The sequence below is a fragment of the Enterobacter sp. 725m/11 genome (assembly GCF_011683705.1).
GTDB lineage: Bacteria > Pseudomonadota > Gammaproteobacteria > Enterobacterales > Enterobacteriaceae > Enterobacter > Enterobacter bugandensis.
On sequence record NZ_JAAQOK010000007.1, the window covers coordinates 59,413 to 80,266 of the forward strand.

A 20,854-nucleotide genomic window follows, 5' to 3' on the forward strand; every position below is an offset into this window, starting at 1 on the left:
GTTAATGGGGGGAGATAATTTGGGAGAGTGCGGTCTGGTGCCCTCACCCCGGCCCTCTCCCACGGTGGGAGGGAGAAGACCAGGGGAGACGTGGTCAGTTACGCCAGCAGCAGCGCATTCACACGTTTAATGAACAGGTTAGGATCTTCCAGGGTGCCGCGCTCGGCCAGCAGGGACTGATCCAGCAGGAGTTCAACCCACTCGGCAAAGCGAGCTTCATCCTGGGTATCCGCCGCGCGTTTCACCAGCGGATGATCCGGATTAAGCTCAAAGATATATTTCACTTCCGGCACAGCCTGGCCCGCCGCGGCGAACAGCTTCGCCATCTGGGTGCTCATTTCGTCCGCATCGGTGGTGACAATCGCCGGAGTATCGGTCAGACGGTGCGTGAAGCGCACCTCTTTCACGCGGTCGCCCAGCAGGGTTTTGACACGCTCAACGAACGGCTCCAGCGCCTTCTCGGCTTCTTTCGCGTTTTCGTCCACTTCATCCGCCAGCTTGTCGATGGACTCGTCGGCTTTGGCAACAGACTGGAACGCCTTACCGTCGAACTCGGTCAGGTAGTTCATCATCCACTCGTCGATGCGGTCAGACAGCAGCAGCACTTCGATGCCTTTCTTACGCAGCAGCTCCAGGTGCGGGCTGCTCTTCGCTGCCGCATAGCTGTCGGCGGTGATGTAGTAGATCTTCTCCTGCCCTTCCTTCATGCGGGAGACGTACTCTTCCAGCGACACGGTCTGGGCGGAGGAGTCAGTGTGCGTAGAGGCGAAGCGCAGCAGTTTGGCGATGGTTTCAACGTTCGCCATGTCTTCCGCCGGGCCTTCTTTCAACACCAGGCCGAACTGTTTCCAGAAGGTCTGGTATTTTTCCGCGTCGTCTTTCGCCAGTTTTTCCAGCATCTGCAACGCACGTTTGGTCAGGGCGTTACGCAGATTACGGGTGACGGTGCTATCCTGGAGGATTTCGCGGGAGACGTTCAGCGGCAGATCGTTGGAGTCTATCAGGCCACGAACAAAGCGCAGGTAGTTCGGCATGAACTGCTCGGCGTCGTCCATGATGAAGACGCGCTGCACGTACAGCTTCAGGCCGTGCTTGTGATCGCGGTTCCACATGTCCCACGGCGCCTGCGCCGGAATGTACAGCAGGCTGGTGTACTCCTGCTTCCCTTCCACACGGTTGTGGCTCCAGGTCAGCGGGTCGGTAAAGTCGTGGGCGATATGCTTGTAGAATTCGTTGTACTCGTCGTCTTTGATTTCAGCCTTGTTACGCGTCCACAGCGCCTGCGCCTTGTTGATTTTCTCCCAGGAAACCACGGTTTCACCGTCTTTCTCTTCCTGTTTTTCAATCTCTACCGGCAGCGCGATGTGGTCGGAATATTTGCTGATGATGGAGCGTACGCGCCAGTCGTTCAGGAAATCATCTTCGCCTTCGCGCAGGTGGAGGGTGATTTCGGTGCCGCGATCCGCTTTGGTGATGTCATCAACGGTGTATTCGCCTTCCCCTTTGGATTCCCACAGCACGCCGTTCTCGGCGCTGTCGCCCGCGGCACGGGTGCGCACGGTGACTTTGTCCGCCACGATGAACGCCGAGTAGAAGCCTACGCCGAACTGGCCAATCAGCTGGCTGTCTTTCGCCTGGTCAGAGCCCATGGACTCCAGGAACGCTTTGGTGCCGGATTTAGCGATGGTGCCAAGGTGGTCGATCACCTCGTCGCGGTTCATCCCGATGCCGTTATCAGCGATGGTCAGGGTGCGGTTCTCTTTGTTGAAAGAGACGCGCACGCGCAGTTCGCCGTCGCCTTCATACAGATCCGGGTTGGACAGCGCGCGGAAGCGCAGCTTGTCCGCCGCATCGGAGGCGTTGGAAATCAGCTCACGCAGGAAAATTTCTTTGTTGGAATACAGGGAATGGATCATCAGGTGCAGAAGCTGTTTTACTTCTGACTGGAAACCACGGGTTTCTTGTCCTTTCATCTAAGTCGACCTCAACAATGCCATTTAATGGGGTTGTAAAACGTTGAGTGAGAGATGGGGATAAGGGGGGAAATTTTCAAGCGGAGGCCGCGCGCGCAGCCTCCGTTTGGTCAGAAAATAATCTTGTGTCGTCCGGCCAGCGAGTGCGACAGCGTGGTGCCGTCGACCATCTCCAGCTCGCCGCCGACCGGCACGCCGTGGGCGATGCGGCTGGCGTCAACACCGTACTGCGCGCACAGCTCGGCGATATAGTTGGCGGTTGCCTCCCCTTCCACCGTCGGGTTGGTGGCGAGGATCACCTCTTTGATGGTTTCGGACTCAAGACGCTGTTCAAGGCGATCGAGACCGATATCGTCCGGGCCAATGCCGTCCAGCGGGGAGAGATGCCCCATCAGCACAAAGTAGCGGCCGGAAAACTGCCCGGTTTGTTCGATGGCGTAGATGTCCGCCGGACTCTCCACCACGCAAATCTGACCGTTTTCCTGACGACGCGGGTTCGTACAGATGTTACACACGTCCTGCTCGGTAAAGGTCCGGCAATCCGCACAGTGACCAATTTCTGACATGGCGCGGGTTAAAGCCTGCGCCAGGCGCATCCCGCCGCTGCGGTCGCGCTGCAATAGCGTAAACGCCATGCGCTGCGCCGACTTCGGGCCAACGCCCGGCAGGCAGCGCAGTGCTTCCATTAACTGCGTGAGCAGCGGACTGGTTTGCATCAGAACGGCATCTTAAAGCCCGGCGGCAGCTGCATACCGCTGGAAACAGAGGCCATTTTCTCTTTCTGGGTTTCGTCGATACGGCGAGCGGCATCGTTAAACGCGGCTGCAACCAGATCTTCCAGCATTTCTTTGTCGTCTTCGAGCAGGCTCGGGTCGATTTCAACGCGACGGCAGTTGTGCGCACCGTTGATGGTCACCTTGACCAGACCGGCACCAGACTCACCCGTGACTTCCAGCTGAGCGATCTCTTCCTGCATTTTCTGCATTTTTTCCTGCATCTGCTGAGCCTGCTTCATCAGGCCACCCAGACCGCCTTTTCCACCAAACATAGGCTTCTCTCTTCTTTCACGTTTAAGGATTACAACCGTAAGTCAGACTCACGATCAAATGGGGCGAATACTCTCTTCATCCAGATCGGCGTCGAAGAACCGGCGCAGGGTCTGGATGTTGTTATCCGCAATAATTGCCTCGCGCGCCTGCGCGAGCTTCTCTTCATAAATGGCCTGGCGCCACTCGAGCGGCGTTTTCACTGCCGGATTATCATCTTCAATGATAGTCAATTCAACCGGTGAACCCTGTAAAGCAGCAAGCGCCTCGGCCAGCGCCTTTTGCGCGCCAGGGGAATTGAGGTGCCGCTGGCCCGGACGCAGGTGCAGACGCACCTGATTGCCGTCCTGCTCTTTCCAGGCGTTCAGCGCGACCTGCTCCACCAGCTTCGGCAGCTGGAGTTGGCTGACCTCAGCGGCCCAGGCGTCGCGCGCGATGGACTCTTCGGCGAGCTTAGCGGAAAGCTCCGGCGTTTTTTCATGCTCCAGCGCCTTTTTCAGCGCTTTCGGCGTGGCGACCACTTCCTTGACCGTTTCAACAACGGTGGTCGCCTTCCAGCGGTAAGCCTCTTCTTTCACCGGGGCTTTCTGCTCGAGCGCGGACGGTGCCGGACGCGACTGTACGCGCTCCGTTACCGAGGCCAGTCGTTCAAGCGCGGCGTTGTTCACCGGCCGCGCTCTTCCTGGCGCTGCCGGTTCACTCTTTTTTGGTTTGGTTACTCCCTGCGCACGCTGCAGCTGGCTGCGTGCGGCAAGCACCGAACTGGTGGCATCCGACAGCGGCACGTTTTGCTGTGGCGGCGGCGTCGGCTGCGGTGGCACCTGCTGCGGTGACATTACCGCCGTAGGGGCGACCGGGGCAAAAGACTGCCGCGGCGCTTCCGGTTCCGGCAACGGCATGCGCGGATGGAACGCCAGCGCGCGCAGCAGCGTCATTTCGACGCCCATCCTGGGGTCCGGCGCGAACGGTAACTCTTTGCGGCCAATCAGCAGCGTCTGGTAATACAGCTGCACGTCGGCAGGCGGCACGGTGCGGGCAAGTTCACGCATCCGCTGTTCAATAGCGGCCATATCCGCACCGATGGCCGACGGAGACAGCTGCAGCATCGCCACGCGGTGCAGCAGGCTGAGCATCTCAACCAGCAGCGCTTCCCACTCAATACCGCGGGCAGCGGCCGCGTTCACCAGCGACATCACGCGCTCGCCGTTGGCGGCAATCATCGCTTCGATGAGCGACAGCGCCTGATCGTCATCCAGCGTGCCGAGCATGGTGCTGACCGCTTCGGTCGAGAGCTTGCCGTCACCGCTGGCAATCGCCTGGTCGGTCAGGCTTAGCGCATCACGCAGGCTGCCGTCAGCCGCGCGGGCCAGCAGCTGCAGGGCGCGCGGCTCGTGAACGATCTTCTCTTCATCAAGGATGTGCTCAAGCTGAGCGCGGATCTGCTCAACGTCCAGCGCCTTCAGGTGGAACTGCAGGCAGCGCGACAGGATGGTGACCGGCAGCTTTTGCGGATCGGTGGTCGCCAGCAGGAATTTAACGTGCGCGGGCGGCTCTTCCAGCGTTTTCAGCAGGGCGTTAAAGCTGTGGCGCGACAGCATGTGCACTTCATCGATCAGGTAGACCTTGAAGCGGCCGCGCGCCGGGGCGTACTGCACGTTGTCGAGCAGATCGCGGGTGTCTTCCACCTTGGTACGCGAGGCGGCGTCGATCTCGATCAGATCGACAAAACGCCCCTGCTCGATCTCGCGACAATTGTCACACACGCCGCACGGGGTGGCGGTGATCCCGGTTTCGCAGTTCAGACCTTTCGCCAGCAGACGGGCAATAGAAGTCTTACCGACGCCGCGGGTGCCGGAAAAAAGATAAGCGTGATGGATGCGACCTAGCGACAAGCCGTTCGCCAGGGCCGTCAGCACATGTTCCTGACCGACAACGTCAGCAAAGGTTTGTGGTCGCCATTTACGGGCTAACACCTGATAACTCATGGGCAGGCTCTGCAACGCTGGAAGGTGAATTTATGGAGGGGAATGCTATCACAACCTCACCCATTGAGCGAGGTTGTGAAAACCGGGATTAATGACCCGGGAAAGGCACCAGGCTGTAGCTGGTAATGCCCTGTTTTTCCAGGCGCTGTTCACCGCCAAGATCGAACAGGTTGATGATGAAGGCCGCGTCGGTCACTTCACCACCCAGACGGCGGATCAGCTTCACGGTCGCTTCGATAGTGCCGCCGGTTGCCAGCAGATCGTCCACCACCAGCACTTTGTCGCCAGGCTTGATCGCGTCAACGTGGATCTCCAGCTGATCGGTGCCGTACTCCAGCTCGTAGCTCTCCGCGATGGTTTCACGCGGCAGTTTGCGCGGCTTACGCACCGGCACAAAACCCACGCCCATCGCCAGCGCAACCGGTGCGCCAAACAGGAAGCCGCGGGCTTCGGTACCTACTACTTTGGTGATCCCGGCGTTTTTATAACGCTCCACCAGCAGTTCAATGCTGAGCGCGTACGCTTTCGGGTCTTCCAGCAAGCTGGTGACATCACGGAAAAGAATGCCAGGCTTTGGATAGTCCTGGATGCTTTTGATGCTATTTTTCAGATATTCAAGCTGCTGTGCAGTTGCGGTCATCGGTTTGTGCCTAAATGAAACAGTGTTACTCACGGCGCGCGACGAGTCGGTCAAAGTAACAGTTGTTTAACCTTTGACCAGGCGCACCTGTGCTCGAAAACGGTCGAATTTACTGGCTGCGCGCCATAATTGCAACCGCCATGATGAGGCTTCAGTGCTTTTGTTGCTTTTCATCAACCACGGGGATCCGCCACATGAAGATCAGCAGGCAGGCCAGGATCGCCAGCAGCAGAATACGCACCCACATCATGTTCACCAGCCATAACGAAACGGCGAAGGTGATCAGGATAAAGGCAATGGCGCGCGGCTTGGCCCCGGGCGGCATGGCCCGGTGTTTTTGCCAGTACCGCAGGTAGCCGCCAAACCACGAGCGGTACAGGAGCCAGTGGTGAAAACGCGGCGACGAGCGGGCGAAGCACCAGGCGGCCAGCAGGATAAACGGGGTGGTCGGCAGCAAGGGCAAAACCACACCTAGCGTACCCAGCACTACCGCGAGCCAGCCAATGATGATTAAAATAGTACGCTGCATAATGCGAATCGTTATCAAACTGAACGGCTACTTTACCACTGGAGAGCGCATTGAAAACAGCACTGCTTCTTGAGAAGCTGCAAAATCAGCTGATCGCTCTGCGGGCGCAGGCCACGCCGCTGATGGGACACGCCACGCTGAAACCGCGCTTTGACCGGCAGCTTTTCCGCACCCGCAGCACCGTCATTCAGGATTACCTTGCTGAGATGCAGACCAACCTCGATGAGCTTCGCCACGCGGTTGAGAGTGAACAACAGGAACAGGTGGTGTGGCTTGCGGAGCATCTTACCGAGCAGATCACTGCCCTGCACCGCGAAATCGCCGCCTGGCCGCTACGGGCGTGGGACAGCGCCTCGCCTGGTCTGGGCAAATGGCAGCGCAAGCGGCTGGAGAACCAGGAGTTTGAGCGGCGTCTGTTTGAGATGAAGCGCGAGCGCGAAACCCGCCTGAACAACAGCGAAACGCTGGAAGAGCAGCAGCTATTGATGCGCGAGATTAGCGCGCTGGAAGGCCGCATCGTCCGCTGCCGTCAGGCGCTGGATGAGATTGAACGCGTGATTGAACGCCTGACCCGTTAACTGGAGCCACATCTATGTCACTGGAAAATGCACCCGACGAGGTCAAGCTGGCCGTCGATTTGATTATGCTGCTGGAGAATCATGAGATCCCGGCCGAGACGGTGCTTAAAGCGCTGGAGATTGTGCGGCGGGATTTTGAGGGGAAACTTCCCCCTCACCCTAACCCTCTCCCTGTGGGAGAGGGAAAATAGATTAAGCCGGAGTCGGGTCGTCGCCCTTAATGTCGCGCTTCACTTCCGTGTGCTCGTCACCTTTCTCATTATGCAGGTGAACCTCAAGCTGGTTGAAGGCGATGTTAATGTTGTTTTCACGGCACAGGCGGTCGATCGCGCGGTTCAGTTCATCAACGGTGTAGCTGCGATCGCGCAGTTCACGCACGTATAAACGCAGCTCGTGATCCAGCGTGCTTGGCCCGAAGGTGGTGAAGAAGACATCTGGCGCAGGATCGTGCATGACTTTTGGATGCGATTTAGCGGCTTTAAGCAATACCTCTTTCACTTTATCCAGATCGGAACCGTAGGCCACGCCGAGGCGAATCACCACGCGCGTGGTGGTATCCGAGAGCGACCAGTTGATCAGACGCTCGGTCACGAACGCTTTGTTCGGGATGATCACCTCTTTACGATCGAAGTCAGTGATGGTGGTCGCACGAATTCGGATCTTGCTGACCGTACCGGAGAACGTACCGATGGTGACGGTATCGCCGATACGCACCGGACGTTCGAAGAGGATAATCAGGCCGGAGACAAAGTTACCGAAGATCTCCTGCAGGCCAAAACCAAGACCGACCGAGAGGGCCGCCGCCAGCCACTGCAGTTTATCCCACGAGACGCCCAGCGAGCCGAATACCGTCATCGCCCCGACGATAATGATGACGTAATTCAGGATGGTGGTGATGGCGTAAGACGCCCCCTGGCGCAGGTTCAGCCTTGAGAGCACCAGCACTTCCAGCAGACCCGGCAGGTTACGAATCAGCGCCCAGGCCACCACCGACGACACCAGCGCAAACAGCAGGCTGCCCATGGTGACGCTTTTCATCACCGCCGCGCCGGCTTCGGTACCGTTGTACTGCCAGAGGGTAATACTGTCGAGATAGGCGAAGACGGTAATTAAATCAGACCAGATCGCCCAGAACATCACCGCAAACAGCGCGATCATCACCAGCATGGTGATACGCAGCGTCTGCTGGTTAACCTGCTCCAGCGCGATGGTCGGCTCTTCCTGCGGCTCCGCGCCTTCAGCCCCCTCTTTCACCTGATGCTGACGACGCGCAATGGCACGACGGTAAGCAATGCGGCGGGCCGCGACGCTTAAGCCGCGCAGCACGGTCTGATAGAGCAGGTTCCAGACGATCACCAGATAGACCGTCTCGATCCAGCGCCCGGACAGGCGCAGCGTGGTGTAGAAGTAGCCCGTTGCCGTAAGCACCATCAGCGCCAGCGGAATGATCGCCAACACCGTCACGGTGGCCAGACGGATATTGTGGGACTCTTTATCACGCCAGCTGTCGCGGCACATCGGCCACATCAGGATCCCAATCAGCAGCAGGTTGAGCAGAATGACCAGTTGACCCAGCACATCATCCATCAGATGCAGCGGGGAAAGCTCGGAGACTACCGACCAGAAGTGCAGCGGCAGGAGCGCCAGGCTGACGCGCACAATCTGGCGACGCCAGTGGCTGGTCAGCTGAGCCGGCATGTTGAAGTGACGCACCGCCACGCCGTCTTTTTCGAGCACCTTCCAGCACACGCCAAATACCAGCCAGAACAGCGCCAGTTTTTTACTGAACGCCCAGAGCAGATCGCTGACGTTAAGCTGCATCGTGAGCAGGATCAGACCCACGGCCAGAATAATCAGGCACACCGGCAGCGCGCGAATGAGATCGATCAGAATCGCTTTTGGCGTATGGAGCTGGCTGTCGTTACGCAGTTGCCCCACTTCCGAGGCCAGCTTCGCCTGGTACTGTTTCAGCCATTTCAAACGCCAGCGGATCAGACCGGCAATCAGCAGCAGCGGTAAGCCCGCCAGGAAAGCAATCATTACCGCAGGCCAGGCTTTCTCCCAGTTCACGGTGATTTTCATGCTCTTAATCTGCGTTTTCAGCGTCTCCGGGAAGGACTTAATCCAGTCCCAGTCCATCGGCTTGTTGCTGTTCACCCAGAAAATCTGCTGCGTCAAAATCTCCTGCAGGCTTTTTGACACGCTGACCAGCTGCTGCTGGTTGATCTGCAGGTTAATTGCCATCATCAACTGGTTGCCCAGCTGTTTATTGAGCTGGTCCAGCAGTTCACGGCGCATATCCACCACCTGGAGCAGCGCGTCATGCACTTCCGGGTTTACGTCACTGGAGTGCCCCTCTTCAATTTTGGCGACGAAAGCATCACTCTGGAAAAGGGCATCGCGCTGCTGGTTGACGTCAAACTGCTCCAGACGTAAATCCGCAATGCGGTTGGTCATGTCCTCCAGCTCGTCGGCAGACGGCAGCGTCTGCTGCTGCTGGTAGAGAATACGCGACAGCAGGAGGCTGCCCTTCAAGACCGCGATCTGCTCTTTGATGTTGCGTTCCGCCTGCAGCGCGCGATCCAGCCAGTTCTTCACTTTGATATTTTGCTGAACCAGCGAGTTGCCGCTTTCCGTCGCAAGTATCAGGCGCTGGCTGAGCTGGTGGTTAGCCTCAAGCTCCTGCTTCACCAGCGGGTTGGCCTGAATGCGGGCAGTTTCGTCCGGCGATACGGCTTCCTGAGCGGTTTTTTCCGTCAGGGTCAGGCGTTTGCTGTTTACCGCCTCCTGCAACAGCTGAAGCTGATGCTCCAGACGATTAATATTCGCCGTCACGTAATCACGCTGTTTCTGGAGCGTGTCCTGCAGCACCGTATTCCCTTCCAGGCTTTTACGCTGCTGTTCGATTTGCGCATTGAGCAGCGACTGCTGAACCAGCAGCAGGGTTTGCTGGGTCGGGCGCAGCGTGCCCTCCCCTACCGTCGTGCCGTTCAGGCGGTTGCGGATCTGCTGCAGCTGCTGAGACGCGGCGTACATCGCGTTTTGCACGCGCTCGGGCTGGGTTTGCAGGGAGACGAGCTGACTGTTGTAAGTCGCGAGGTCAGACTGTGCGGTTTGCAGATCGTCGAGCAATTGCGCGACGCGCGATTCCAGCTGGCGTAAGGAGAGCGTGGAGAGCGTTTTGCGCGTTTCATCGTCGTTATCGACGTCGCTCAGCGCGCTCAGTGCTTCCGTGGCCTTACGCATGTTCTCAGGCGCCTGCGCCACCTTCTGACGAAGCTGGGTGGTTTCAGCTTTAACGCGCTCAATCTTATCAATGTTTTCCAGCGTTTCCGTCAGATCCTGCTGGGTGAGTTTCTCCTGAGGAGAGAGCTCTTTTTGTTTGTTCAGGGTGTCGAGCTGCGACTGAATTTCACTGCGCGAGGGAATATCAGTGCTGTTGTCTGCGCGGGCCCAGGAAAGCGGCGCGGTGGAGAAGAAAAACAGCATAGCAAAGAGCAATGCAAATACAGGATGTTGCGAGCGATTGATGGGCAGCATAGTTGTGAATGATGTCAGCAGATGACCGAAAATAGTCCGGCGTGAAGAATATCACGCTCGTCGGAAGCAGAATAGCGAGAACGTAAGCCTCTGAGATAAATCCTGGAAGGGCTCAGGCCGTGAGCGAAGGCGCGTCGCTGCGCAGCGTCGGGCAGAGCTGTAGCATTTCCAGTAAAATCGCCACGTAGCTGCGGGCTTCCTCTTTGAGGTCAAAGGATTGCGGCGCAAAAAGCCAGTTTTCCATCAGACCTGAAATGTAGCTGCGCATCAGGATGGCCGCCCGGCGGGTGAGTAAATTGGCCGGTAACAGCTTTGCCTGCATACACAGGTTCAGGTTCTGTTCGATACGATCGTAGCTCTCGAGGCTGAGGCTGCGCTGCGCCTGTTGCACCACCGCCATTTCGCCCACGAACTCACATTTATGAAAGATAATTTCCATCATTAATCTGCGACGCTCTTCAACTACCGTTGCTTCAAGGATATATACTAATATTTCTCTTAATACTGAGAGTGGATCGTCAGGGAATTTTGCCCGATACTCACTCTCGAGATCGCTAATGCTGGACTCTGAAAGCTCCCATATTTCACTGAACAGATCTGACTTGTCTTTAAAATGCCAGTAAATAGCTCCCCGCGTCACACCGGCAGCCTGAGCAATTTGCGCCAGCGAGGTAGAAGAAACACCCTGCTGAGAGAACAAACGTATTGCCACATCCAGAATGTGTTGTCGGGTTTCCAGCGCTTGTTGTTTAGTTTTTCGTGCCATAGGTGGGTGAATTTACAGGAGTCAGATTTACATACATTTGTGAATGTATGTACCATAGCATGACGATAATATAAACGCAGCAATGGGTTTTTAGACTCAGGACCCTTGATCAATTTGAAATCGGACACTCGAGGTTTACATATGAACAAAAACAGAGGGTTAACGCCTCTGGCGGTCGTTCTGATGCTCTCAGGCAGCTTAGCGCTTACAGGATGTGACGACAAACCGGCTCAACAAGGAGCTCAGCAGGCGCCAGAAGTCGGCGTTGTGACACTCAAATCTGAACCTCTGCAGATCACCACAGAATTACCAGGCCGTACAAACGCTTACCGCATTGCGGAAGTGCGTCCTCAGGTTAGCGGCATTATCCTGAAACGTAACTTTACCGAAGGCGGCGATGTGAAGGCCGGTGAGTCTCTGTATCAGATTGATCCCGCAACCTATCAGGCTTCTTATGAAAGCGCGAAAGGTGACCTGGCTAAAGCACAAGCGGCGGCAAAAATCGCTCAGCTGACGCTGAACCGCTATCAGAAACTGCTCGGCACGAAGTACATCAGCCAACAGGATTACGATACCGCGCTGGCAGATGCCCAGCAGGCTAACGCGGCCGTGGTAGCAGCCAAAGCGGCTGTCGAAACTGCACGCATTAACCTGGCCTATACCAAAGTGACCTCCCCTATCAGCGGTCGTATTGGTAAATCTGCCGTGACGGAAGGGGCGCTGGTGCAGAACGGGCAGACCACTGCGCTGGCTACCGTGCAGCAGCTTGATCCGATCTACGTTGACGTGACGCAGTCCAGCAACGATTTCCTGCGCCTGAAACAGGAGCTGGCTAACGGCACCCTGAAACAGGAAAACGGCAAAGCCAAAGTGGAGCTGGTTACCAACGACGGTATCAAGTTCCCGCAGGAAGGTACTCTGGAATTCTCTGATGTGACGGTCGACCAGACCACCGGTTCCATCACCTTACGTGCGATTTTCCCGAACCCTGACAAAAATCTGCTGCCAGGTATGTTCGTTCGCGCGCGTCTGGAAGAAGGAACGAATCCAACCGCACTTCTTGTTCCACAGCAGGGTGTGACCCGTACGCCACGCGGCGATGCGAGCGCACTGGTTGTTGGGGCAGATAACAAAGTCGAAACGCGCAATATCACCGCCACGCAGGCGATTGGCGATAAATGGCTGGTGACGGAAGGTCTGAAAGATGGCGATCGCGTGATTGTTACTGGTTTGCAAAAAGTACGTCCTGGCGCGCAGGTAAAAGCACAGGAAGTGACATCTGACGATAAACAACAAGCTTCGGCCGCTGGCCAGTCAGAACAAACCAAGTCTTAACTTAAACAGGAGCCGTTAAGACATGCCTAATTTCTTTATCGATCGCCCCATATTTGCGTGGGTGATCGCCATTATCATCATGCTGGCCGGGGGACTTGCGATCCTGAAGCTGCCTGTTGCGCAATATCCAACGATTGCGCCACCGGCGGTAACGATCTCCGCAACCTACCCGGGGGCTGATGCGAAAACGGTGCAGGATACCGTGACTCAGGTTATCGAACAGAACATGAATGGTATCGATAACCTGATGTACATGTCCTCAAACAGTGACTCCACCGGTACGGTTCAGATCACCCTGACCTTTGAATCCGGTACGGATGCGGACATTGCGCAGGTTCAGGTGCAGAACAAACTGCAGCTGGCAATGCCTCTTCTGCCGCAGGAAGTGCAACAGCAGGGTGTGAGCGTCGAGAAATCGTCCAGCAGCTTCCTGATGGTTGTCGGCGTTATTAACACCAACGGCACCATGACGCAGGAGGATATTTCCGACTACGTGGGCGCCAACATGAAGGACGCCATCAGCCGTACGTCCGGTGTGGGTGACGTCCAGCTGTTCGGTTCCCAGTACGCGATGCGTATCTGGATGGATCCGAACAAACTGAACAACTTCCAGCTGACGCCGGTTGACGTGATTAACGCGATTAAAGCGCAGAACGCCCAGGTGGCAGCCGGTCAGTTAGGCGGTACGCCGCCGGTGAAAGGCCAGCAGCTTAACGCGTCCATTATCGCGCAAACCCGTCTGACCTCCGCCGATGAGTTCAGCAAAATTCTGCTGAAGGTGAACCAGGACGGTTCGCAGGTTCGTCTGCGCGACGTGGCCAGGGTTGAGCTGGGTGGTGAGAACTACGACATCATCGCGAAGTTTAACGGTAAACCGGCGTCCGGTCTGGGTATCAAACTGGCGACAGGCGCGAACGCCCTGGACACCGCGACGGCGATCCGTGCGGAACTGAAGAAGATGGAACCATTCTTCCCGTCAGGCCTGAAAATCGTTTATCCGTATGACACTACGCCGTTCGTTAAAATTTCGATTCACGAAGTGGTTAAAACGCTGGTAGAAGCGATCATCCTGGTGTTCCTGGTGATGTATCTGTTCCTGCAAAACTTCCGCGCGACGCTGATCCCAACCATCGCCGTGCCGGTCGTTCTGCTGGGGACCTTTGCCATCCTTGCAGCCTTTGGGTTCTCGATAAACACCCTGACGATGTTCGGGATGGTGCTCGCCATCGGCCTGCTGGTGGATGACGCCATCGTGGTAGTAGAGAACGTCGAGCGCGTGATGGCGGAAGAAGGTTTACCGCCGAAGGAAGCCACCCGTAAATCTATGGGCCAGATCCAGGGCGCGCTGGTCGGTATTGCGATGGTGCTGTCCGCGGTATTTATCCCGATGGCCTTCTTCGGGGGCTCTACGGGTGCGATTTACCGCCAGTTCTCCATTACCATCGTCTCCGCGATGGCGCTGTCGGTACTGGTAGCGTTAATCCTGACGCCAGCGCTGTGTGCCAGCATGCTGAAGCCGGTTCAGAAAGGCGGTCACGGCGAGCATAAAGGGTTCTTCGGCTGGTTTAACCGCATGTTTGATAAGAGCGCGCACCACTACACCGACAGCGTGGGCAATATCCTGCGCAGCACCGGTCGTTATCTGCTGCTCTATATCATCATCGTAGTGGGGATGGCGTTCCTGTTCGTTCGTCTGCCAAGCTCGTTCCTGCCAGATGAAGACCAGGGCGTGTTCCTGACGATGGCACAGCTTCCGGCAGGGGCGTCGCAAGAGCGTACCCAGAAGGTGCTGGACGAAGTGACGGACTACTATCTCACCAAAGAGAAAGCGAACGTTGAATCCGTGTTTGCGGTTAACGGCTTTGGCTTTGCGGGTCGTGGTCAGAACACCGGTATCGCCTTCGTTTCTCTGAAAGACTGGGCGGATCGTCCGGGCGATGAGAATAAAGTTGAAGCGATCACGGGCCGTGCCATGGGCACCTTCTCGCAGATTAAAGATGCGATGGTCTTCGCCTTTAACCTGCCAGCGATTGTTGAACTGGGTACGGCGACCGGCTTCGACTTCCAGCTGATCGACCAGGGCGGTCTGGGTCACGAGAAACTGACGCAGGCGCGTAACCAGCTGTTCGGCGAAGTGGCTAAACACCCTGACCTGCTGGTCGGCGTACGTCCAAACGGACTGGAAGATACGCCGCAGTATAAGATCAACATCGATCAGGAAAAAGCGCAGGCGCTGGGCGTGTCCATCAGCGACATCAATACCACGCTGGGCGCGGCCTGGGGCGGTAGCTACGTCAACGACTTCATCGACCGTGGTCGCGTGAAGAAAGTGTACGTCATGTCCGAAGCGCAGTACCGTATGTTGCCGAACGATATTAACAACTGGTACGTTCGCGGCAGCAACGGTCAGATGGTGCCGTTCTCATCCTTCTCAACGTCACACTGGGAATACGGCTCTCCGCGTCTGGAACGTTACAACGGTCTGCCGTCGATGGAAATCCTGGGTCAGGCCGCACCGGGCCGAAGCACCGGTGAAGCCATGAACCTGATGGAAGAGCTGGCCAGCAAACTGCCTGCGGGTATCGGCTATGACTGGACTGGTATGTCCTATCAGGAACGTCTGTCCGGTAACCAGGCCCCTGCCCTGTACGCCATTTCACTGATTGTGGTCTTCCTGTGTCTGGCGGCGCTGTACGAGAGCTGGTCAATTCCGTTCTCCGTTATGCTGGTGGTTCCACTCGGGGTTATTGGTGCGCTGCTTGCGGCAACGTTCCGTGGATTGACCAACGACGTGTACTTCCAGGTAGGCCTGTTGACAACCATTGGCTTGTCGGCGAAGAACGCGATACTTATCGTTGAATTCGCCAAAGATCTGATGGAGAAAGAGGGTAAAGGCCTTATTGAGGCGACGCTGGAAGCGGTGCGTATGCGTCTGCGTCCAATCCTGATGACCTCTCTGGCGTTCATCCTCGGCGTAATGCCGCTGGTTATTAGCTCCGGTGCAGGCTCCGGTGCGCAGAACGCGGTCGGTACAGGTGTAATGGGCGGTATGATCACCGCGACCGTACTGGCTATCTTCTTCGTCCCGGTGTTCTTCGTGGTGGTGCGCCGCCGCTTCAGCCGGAAGAATGAAGATGTTGAGCACAGTCATTCGGTAGAACCTCACTGATACCGGTTTCATATAATAAAAAGGCCGCATTTGCGGCCTTTTTCATTTTCAGAAAAAATCATAAAATAAGCTTATTGAGGTCCTATTTATTTTCTGTCATCTTAAACAGACATATCATATTTAACTGATAACTTAATAGGTGAACTCAGGATTTTTTTAAATCTATTTCCCTGCTTAAGTTGTTAGGAATATTCCTAATTAAAAGTTAAGACAAACGGAACTCCGGATGTGAACTTTTCTTATGGCTGTAAGCTAAGCCAATGAAATGTAAGGAAGCGAAAAAACTATCGTTAATCCTGATAAAAAAGTTCAGTTTCGGATGAACATTTGCGTAGACGCTCGCAGCCTGCGGTTTTATTTGTAATTTTTCGTAATAGCGCGGTGAAATCCAGGAAGGAGTGGCTTATAGTTAGGTTATCAGGAACACAGCGCTCATGTAGCTAAGTCAGATGTATCCATCCCGACAATGATGTTCGGTGAGTAAGAAATCACTCAGAAGGGGATGCGCTATGGACGAGTACTCGCCAAAAAGGCATGATATCGCGCAGTTGAAATTTCTCTGCGAATCCTTGTACCATGACTGCCTTGCCAATCTTGATGAAAGCAACCATGGCTGGGTAAATGACCCAACGTCTGCCATCAATTTACAGTTGAATGAGCTGATAGAGCATATCGCTACCTTCGCACTTAATTATAAAATTAAGTACAATGAAGATAATAAGCTCATTGAGCAAATTGATGAATACCTGGACGACACCTTTATGTTGTTCAGCAGTTACGGCATTAACACACAGGATTTGCAAAAATGGCGTAAATCGGGAAACCGGCTATTCCGCTGTTTCGTCAACGTGAGCAGAGCTAACCCGGTTAGTCTTTCCTGTTAAAATTATTACAATTACTAAGGTGAATTTATGTCTGATAAACCACTCACAAAAATCGATTATTTGATGCGCTTACGACGTTGTCAGTCAATTGACACCCTTGAACGCGTCATTGAAAAGAATAAATACGAGCTTTCTGATAATGAACTGGCGGTATTTTATTCAGCCGCTGACCATCGCCTTGCAGAGCTAACGATGAATAAGCTGTATGACAAAATCCCTACTTCTGTATGGAAATTTGTCCGTTAATCTTTGAAGTGTGTCTGTAGAGGTTCTACGCCACGTTATAAGCTGTATTCACCTGTCCCGTTATGCTCCCTGCGCGAAAGCCAGGTCTCCGTGTTAAACGCGCTCATCAGCAACAATGTTGTGACTGTGGTCACATCGGCCTTCCGGGAACGTTCCCCTTAACGCCTGTTGCGATTACCCTTCAGGAATAACATCCAGAGAGGTTTCCGATGAGCATAGAAAAACAGAAGATGATTTCAGGTGAACATTACCGCCCTGGTGATGAGACGTTACGCGCCGACCGGCTGCGGGCGCGCCATCTGCTTCACCGCTATAACCACACCGCGCCTGACGAAAAAACAGAACGCCAGAACATTCTGGCGGAACTGCTGGGACAAAGCGAAGGGGCGTATATTGAGCCGAGCTTCCGCTGTGACTATGGATATAACATTTATCTGGGCAAAGACTTTTACGCCAACTTCGATTGCGTAATGCTGGATGTCTGCCCTGTACATATTGGCGACAACTGCATGCTCGCGCCGGGCGTTCATATTTATACGGCCACCCATCCGCTGGATGCGCAAGAACGTAACAGCGGAGTGGAGTTTGGTAAGCCCGTCACCATTGGCAATAATGTCTGGATTGGTGGACGTGCGGTCATTAACCCAGGCGTCACCATCGGGGATAATGTGGTTGTGGCTTCCGGTGCCGTCGTGACGAAAGACGTGCCGGCTAACGTCGTCGTGGGCGGCAACCCGGCGAAAATCATCAAAACGCTGTAACGCTCCGGGGAGCCAACTGTTATGGTCTTTTAGCGCCCGACTGTTACTTTTTTCAGCCGGATGGCTCCCCTAAAATTGGCAGATACCCTGTATTGTCAACTCTCAAAAGGCCAAAAATGACCGAGATACAGCGCCTGCTTACCGCCACCATCGACGATCTTAACCACCGCGAAAAGCGAGACAATCGCCCGCGCTTTAGCATTAGCTTTATCCGCAAACATCCCGGGCTGTTTGTTGCCATGTATGCCGCCTGGCTGGCGACGCTGATTGTCATGCTGAAGTCCGAAACGCTGGTGGACTCCGTCTGGCTGCTGGTGGTGCTGTTTGTCGTGTTTAACGCCTTTTTCTTTTTCGACGTGAATCCCCGCTACCGTTACGAAGATATCGACGTCCTCGATTTCCGGGTCTGCTACAACGGCGAATGGTACAACACGCGTTTTGTGCCAAATGAGCTTATCGACAGCATCCTGCACTCTCCGGCTGTCGAAACCGTGCACAAAGAGAAGCTGCAGAAAATGGTCGCAACGAAAGGCCAGCTCTCTTTTTATGATGTTTTTACCCTTTCCCGCCCTGCTGCTGCGTAATTAACGCCTGCAGGCGTCGGATACCCGGCGCAAACTGCGAAGCAGAGGTGTTGCCGTAACCTAAAACCAGGCCGGTTTGCCCCTGCTTCGTCTCCAGGTAATAGCCGCTCAGCGCAGCGGGTGCCAGCTGAAATGCCCTCGCTTTCTCCACCAGCCGCTGGTCGTCAATACCGTCAATCGCCAATGTCAGGTGCATTCCCCCTTCACCGGCAAGAACACGGTGCGGAGTATAAAGCTCTGCGCTCAGCACCTCCCGTAGCTGGCGGTAACGCTTACGATACAGGCGACGCATGGCGGCAAGATGACGGGCATAGTGCCCCTCCTCGATAAACAGCGCCAGGGTGCACTGTTCTGCGCGATGCCCGCCGCGCAGCAGCGAGCCGATGGCCGGACGCGCTGCTTTCGCCAGCGCTGGCGGTAACACCATGAACCCCATTCGGAGCGACGGAAACAGCGTTTTACTGAACGTCCCCAGATACACAACGGGCGCGTTGTTGACCATGCCCAGCATCGCCGGTACGGGCTCGCCGACATAGCGGAATTCGCTGTCGTAATCGTCCTCAATGATCCACGCCTTGTGCTGGCGGGCCAGTTCCAGCAGCGCCAGACGCCGCCGCGCACTGAGCACGCTCCCGTAAGGAAACTGATGCGACGGCGAAGTGAAAACGAGCGCAGGTGAAGGCGCATGCAGCCCTTCCCAGCACATTCCCTCGTCATCCACCGGTATGCCGATCATCGCAAGGCCGGTTTTGACGAAGGCGCTTTTGGCCCCGCTGTAGCCGGGATTTTCCACCCAGGCGACATCCCCCGGCTCGCTTAACAGCATCGTGCACAGATTGACGCCCTCCAGCGCCCCTTCGGTTATCACAATCTGGCTGGCGTCGCAGTCAATGCCGCGAGAAAGCGCAAGGTGACGGGCGATGGCTGCCCGCAGCGACGGCTCACCGGCCGGGTCGCCATAGCCCAGCAGAGCGCTCCCCTCCTCCCGCAGGACGCGATCGTACAATCGCCGCCACAGCGGCAAGGGGAAATAGTTGATGGCGGGCGTTCCCGGCGTAAAGGCCATCACCGGGGTGTCGCGCGGCACAGGCGCAGGCAGCTGGACGACACGTTTTGCCAGCCTGACCTCAGGATCGGTCAGAACCCGCGGGCTGGCACGATGGGCGAATTGCGCCACCCGCGTCCCCTGACGGTTACGCAGCAAATAGCCTTCGAGCGTGAGCTGGTCCAGCGCCGCATTGACGGTGTTCCGTGAAACGGAAAGCTGCTGCGCCAGCGTTCGCGAGCCGGACAGCTGGCTGCCGGACCGAAGCCTTCCGCCCAGTATGGCCTCCCGCAAAGCGAGATAGAGCGCGCGCTGGAGCGTCTCTTCCCCACGCGTTTTAAGCGCAGCATGGAGCAAGGTATAAAGTTCATCGCCCGGTATGTTCATCTCATCTCCTTGTGGTACCACCAAAACATAGCTGAGTGGTTCTTTTTAAGGAACCAGTAATTTTCTAATCTGAAACTCTTCTCAACGTCACGGAAATAAAGATGAAGATATTCAATGAGTTTGGACAACCTGTGGGCGAAGCCCTTACCGACTGGCAGCCTCGCCCTCATCCGTCCCGGGTAGTACTGCAGGGGCATTATTGTCGGCTTGAACCGCTGCGCGTGGAGCATGCCGGGGCGCTGTTCTCCGCCTATGCTCTGGCCGGAGATACCCGGAGCTGGACGTGGCTACTGCGTGAACCCGATGCCACGGCCGCTGAGTTTGCCGAATGGGTGGCAAGCGTGTGTGAGTTATCTGACCCGATGCACTTTACCGTTATAGATAATCAGACCCAGGCCCCGGTCGGGACGCTGGCCCTGATGCGGATCGATCCTAAAAACGGCGTTGTGGAAGTGGGACACGTTCACTTCTCCGTGCTGTTAAGCCGCACGCCCATGTCAACAGAAGCGCAATATCTGTTGATGCGGTACGCGTTCGATACCCTGGGCTACCGGCGATATGAATGGAAGTGCAACAGCCTGAACGAACCATCACGCAAAGCGGCACTGCGTCTGGGCTTTCAGTTTGAAGGCCGTTTTCGCCAGGCGCTGGTCATAAAAGGCCGTAACCGGGATACCGACTGGTTTTCGATTCTCGACAAAGAGTGGCCGGCGCTGGCGAGCGCCTTTGAAAGCTGGCTTGCCACCGACAATTTTACTGCCGATGGCAAACAGAAAAGATCCCTGGAAAGCTGGCGAGAAACGCGCGTCTAGCGTCTTTTTTTACGTCCCTGCACCGCCTTAAAACGCGGATTGGATTTGCAAATCACGTATAAGCGTCCCTTGCGTTTGACTATCTGGCAATCCGGGTGACGCTGTTTTGCGCTGCGCAATGAGTTAAGCACCTGCATGGTTAGCCCCGCTTCGCATTAAGAAAACCGCCAAAACGCTTGCGGAAGCGCGCTGCGCTGCCATCCGTGGAAAACGTTTTTTGCTTACCGGTATAAAACGGATGCGATTTTGAAGAAACCTCGATAGTGATGTACGGATACGTTTCACCGTCGAGCTCAATTTCGCGGTCGGTTTTAATGGTTGAACCCACTTTAAAGTATTCATTGGCACTGGTGTCGTGGAATACCACGGTGCGATACGCTGGATGGATGTTTGGTTTCATCATAAACCCTTTGTGTTTTGTTATAACATAACAAAATAATATCCAGGCAAGGTTGAAAAAACAACCCTCTCTCTCCTGAGGATATTTTCTAATTTGCTTTAGATAACATGAAAACCCTGCCCCCACGTGCTATAACTATTTCATTTCGCGGTAAAATCTTTCTCTTCAGGCAGG

Annotated in this window: 20 protein-coding genes and 1 other annotated feature; of the genes, 9 read left to right on the plus strand and 11 right to left on the minus strand. The window is 55.6% G+C overall.

The features are described from left to right. Window positions 1-98 precede the first annotated feature (98 nt). From htpG to HBA26_RS04620, 6 genes are all read right to left on the minus strand, one after another. Window positions 99-1,973: a molecular chaperone HtpG gene (gene htpG / locus HBA26_RS04595; RefSeq protein ID WP_063155346.1), complete on the minus strand. Its 1,875-nt coding sequence runs from the start codon at window positions 1,971-1,973 to the stop codon at window positions 99-101. A 110-nt stretch (window positions 1,974-2,083) separates the two neighbouring features. Continuing rightward, window positions 2,084-2,689 carry a recombination mediator RecR gene (recR, locus tag HBA26_RS04600; protein WP_006809843.1) on the minus strand — a complete coding sequence of 202 codons (606 nt, stop codon included), beginning with the start codon at window positions 2,687-2,689 and terminating at the stop codon, window positions 2,084-2,086. Beyond that, entirely contained in the window at window positions 2,689-3,021 is a 333-nt protein-coding gene (locus tag HBA26_RS04605; RefSeq protein ID WP_003858972.1) for a YbaB/EbfC family nucleoid-associated protein, read from the minus strand. Before HBA26_RS04605 ends, recR begins: the two co-directional genes overlap by 1 nt. Window positions 3,022-3,075: 54 nt before the next feature. Next, window positions 3,076-5,004, minus strand: coding sequence for a DNA polymerase III subunit gamma/tau (gene dnaX, locus HBA26_RS04610; protein WP_047367624.1), 1,929 nt, complete (start codon window positions 5,002-5,004; stop codon window positions 3,076-3,078). Further along, window positions 3,682-3,746, minus strand: a sequence feature (DnaX frameshifting element). Its footprint overlaps the gene before it by 65 nt. A gap of 88 nt (window positions 5,005-5,092) precedes the next feature. Next, entirely contained in the window at window positions 5,093-5,644 is a 552-nt protein-coding gene (gene apt, locus HBA26_RS04615; protein ID WP_000127359.1) for an adenine phosphoribosyltransferase, read from the minus strand. Between the two features lie 151 nt (window positions 5,645-5,795). Next, window positions 5,796-6,173 carry a DUF454 family protein gene (locus tag HBA26_RS04620; protein ID WP_126345092.1) on the minus strand — a complete coding sequence of 126 codons (378 nt, stop codon included), beginning with the start codon at window positions 6,171-6,173 and terminating at the stop codon, window positions 5,796-5,798. A gap of 50 nt (window positions 6,174-6,223) precedes the next feature. Between HBA26_RS04620 and priC the strand changes: the two genes are divergently transcribed. Together priC and rsmS are read left to right on the plus strand one after the other, a co-directional pair. Then, window positions 6,224-6,751 (plus strand): primosomal replication protein N'', encoded by a 528-nt coding sequence (gene priC, locus HBA26_RS04625; protein ID WP_063438293.1) that lies wholly within the window; start codon window positions 6,224-6,226, stop codon window positions 6,749-6,751. Window positions 6,752-6,765: 14 nt separating this feature from the next. Then, a complete protein-coding gene (gene rsmS, locus HBA26_RS04630) occupies window positions 6,766-6,942 on the plus strand; it encodes a pleiotropic regulatory protein RsmS (RefSeq protein WP_045631461.1) in 177 nt (58 codons plus the stop codon). Between the two features lies 1 nt (window position 6,943). On the opposite strand, the gene mscK is transcribed toward rsmS, so the two are convergent. Both mscK and acrR read right to left on the minus strand, forming a co-directional pair. Beyond that, the gene (mscK, locus tag HBA26_RS04635) at window positions 6,944-10,291 is read right to left on the minus strand and encodes a mechanosensitive channel MscK (protein ID WP_126345094.1); all 3,348 of its coding nucleotides are present in this window, start codon (window positions 10,289-10,291) and stop codon (window positions 6,944-6,946) included. Between the two features lie 112 nt (window positions 10,292-10,403). Then, window positions 10,404-11,057, minus strand: coding sequence for a multidrug efflux transporter transcriptional repressor AcrR (gene acrR / locus HBA26_RS04640; protein WP_023310602.1), 654 nt, complete (start codon window positions 11,055-11,057; stop codon window positions 10,404-10,406). Window positions 11,058-11,198: 141 nt separating this feature from the next. Here acrR and acrA point away from each other — a divergent pair, with 141 nt between their 5' ends. From acrA to HBA26_RS04670, 6 genes are all read left to right on the plus strand, one after another. Next, window positions 11,199-12,392, plus strand: a complete 1,194-nt coding sequence (acrA, locus tag HBA26_RS04645; protein WP_028012190.1) for a multidrug efflux RND transporter periplasmic adaptor subunit AcrA — start codon at window positions 11,199-11,201, stop codon at window positions 12,390-12,392. 22 nt (window positions 12,393-12,414) lie between these two features. Further along, window positions 12,415-15,561: a multidrug efflux RND transporter permease subunit AcrB gene (gene acrB, locus HBA26_RS04650; protein ID WP_126345095.1), complete on the plus strand. Its 3,147-nt coding sequence runs from the start codon at window positions 12,415-12,417 to the stop codon at window positions 15,559-15,561. 509 nt (window positions 15,562-16,070) lie between these two features. Then, entirely contained in the window at window positions 16,071-16,445 is a 375-nt protein-coding gene (gene tomB / locus HBA26_RS04655; RefSeq protein ID WP_028012188.1) for an Hha toxicity modulator TomB, read from the plus strand. A gap of 27 nt (window positions 16,446-16,472) precedes the next feature. After that, on the plus strand, window positions 16,473-16,691 hold the full coding sequence (locus tag HBA26_RS04660; RefSeq protein WP_008499287.1) for an HHA domain-containing protein: 219 nt from the start codon (window positions 16,473-16,475) through the stop codon (window positions 16,689-16,691). A 209-nt stretch (window positions 16,692-16,900) separates the two neighbouring features. Next, window positions 16,901-17,452, plus strand: a complete 552-nt coding sequence (maa, locus tag HBA26_RS04665; protein ID WP_028012187.1) for a maltose O-acetyltransferase — start codon at window positions 16,901-16,903, stop codon at window positions 17,450-17,452. Between the two features lie 116 nt (window positions 17,453-17,568). Continuing rightward, a complete protein-coding gene (locus HBA26_RS04670; protein ID WP_028012186.1) occupies window positions 17,569-18,036 on the plus strand; it encodes a YlaC family protein in 468 nt (155 codons plus the stop codon). Here the strand turns inward: HBA26_RS04670 and HBA26_RS04675 are convergent. Beyond that, window positions 18,008-19,468, minus strand: a complete 1,461-nt coding sequence (locus tag HBA26_RS04675; protein ID WP_126345097.1) for a PLP-dependent aminotransferase family protein — start codon at window positions 19,466-19,468, stop codon at window positions 18,008-18,010. The genes HBA26_RS04670 and HBA26_RS04675 overlap by 29 nt on opposite strands. 101 nt (window positions 19,469-19,569) lie before the next feature. On the opposite strand from HBA26_RS04675, the gene HBA26_RS04680 reads away from it, so the two are divergent. Then, window positions 19,570-20,280 (plus strand): GNAT family protein, encoded by a 711-nt coding sequence (locus tag HBA26_RS04680; protein WP_063155351.1) that lies wholly within the window; start codon window positions 19,570-19,572, stop codon window positions 20,278-20,280. On the opposite strand, the gene ykgO is transcribed toward HBA26_RS04680, so the two are convergent. After that, window positions 20,277-20,417 (minus strand): type B 50S ribosomal protein L36, encoded by a 141-nt coding sequence (gene ykgO / locus HBA26_RS04685; protein WP_003859006.1) that lies wholly within the window; start codon window positions 20,415-20,417, stop codon window positions 20,277-20,279. The genes HBA26_RS04680 and ykgO overlap by 4 nt on opposite strands. Window positions 20,418-20,419: 2 nt before the next feature. After that, entirely contained in the window at window positions 20,420-20,680 is a 261-nt protein-coding gene (locus HBA26_RS04690; protein WP_006176933.1) for a type B 50S ribosomal protein L31, read from the minus strand. Window positions 20,681-20,854 lie beyond the last annotated feature (174 nt).

Bases quoted from the DNA above. Each gene is read 5' to 3' on its own strand.
- HBA26_RS04675 (WP_126345097.1), bottom strand. From the start codon at position 19,468: ATGAACATACCGGGCGATGAACTTTATACCTTGCTCCATGCTGCGCTT.
- acrA (WP_028012190.1), top strand. From the start codon at position 11,199: ATGAACAAAAACAGAGGGTTAACGCCTCTGGCGGTCGTTCTGATGCTC.
- maa (WP_028012187.1), top strand. From the start codon at position 16,901: ATGAGCATAGAAAAACAGAAGATGATTTCAGGTGAACATTACCGCCCT.
- htpG (WP_063155346.1), bottom strand. From the start codon at position 1,973: ATGAAAGGACAAGAAACCCGTGGTTTCCAGTCAGAAGTAAAACAGCTT.
- mscK (WP_126345094.1), bottom strand. From the start codon at position 10,291: ATGCTGCCCATCAATCGCTCGCAACATCCTGTATTTGCATTGCTCTTT.
- dnaX (WP_047367624.1), bottom strand. From the start codon at position 5,004: ATGAGTTATCAGGTGTTAGCCCGTAAATGGCGACCACAAACCTTTGCT.
- acrR (WP_023310602.1), bottom strand. From the start codon at position 11,057: ATGGCACGAAAAACTAAACAACAAGCGCTGGAAACCCGACAACACATT.
- ykgO (WP_003859006.1), bottom strand. From the start codon at position 20,417: ATGCAGGTGCTTAACTCATTGCGCAGCGCAAAACAGCGTCACCCGGAT.
- rsmS (WP_045631461.1), top strand. From the start codon at position 6,766: ATGTCACTGGAAAATGCACCCGACGAGGTCAAGCTGGCCGTCGATTTG.
- recR (WP_006809843.1), bottom strand. From the start codon at position 2,689: ATGCAAACCAGTCCGCTGCTCACGCAGTTAATGGAAGCACTGCGCTGC.
- HBA26_RS04670 (WP_028012186.1), top strand. From the start codon at position 17,569: ATGACCGAGATACAGCGCCTGCTTACCGCCACCATCGACGATCTTAAC.
- tomB (WP_028012188.1), top strand. From the start codon at position 16,071: ATGGACGAGTACTCGCCAAAAAGGCATGATATCGCGCAGTTGAAATTT.
- HBA26_RS04660 (WP_008499287.1), top strand. From the start codon at position 16,473: ATGTCTGATAAACCACTCACAAAAATCGATTATTTGATGCGCTTACGA.
- HBA26_RS04620 (WP_126345092.1), bottom strand. From the start codon at position 6,173: ATGCAGCGTACTATTTTAATCATCATTGGCTGGCTCGCGGTAGTGCTG.
- HBA26_RS04680 (WP_063155351.1), top strand. From the start codon at position 19,570: ATGAAGATATTCAATGAGTTTGGACAACCTGTGGGCGAAGCCCTTACC.
- HBA26_RS04605 (WP_003858972.1), bottom strand. From the start codon at position 3,021: ATGTTTGGTGGAAAAGGCGGTCTGGGTGGCCTGATGAAGCAGGCTCAG.
- acrB (WP_126345095.1), top strand. From the start codon at position 12,415: ATGCCTAATTTCTTTATCGATCGCCCCATATTTGCGTGGGTGATCGCC.
- HBA26_RS04690 (WP_006176933.1), bottom strand. From the start codon at position 20,680: ATGAAACCAAACATCCATCCAGCGTATCGCACCGTGGTATTCCACGAC.
- apt (WP_000127359.1), bottom strand. From the start codon at position 5,644: ATGACCGCAACTGCACAGCAGCTTGAATATCTGAAAAATAGCATCAAA.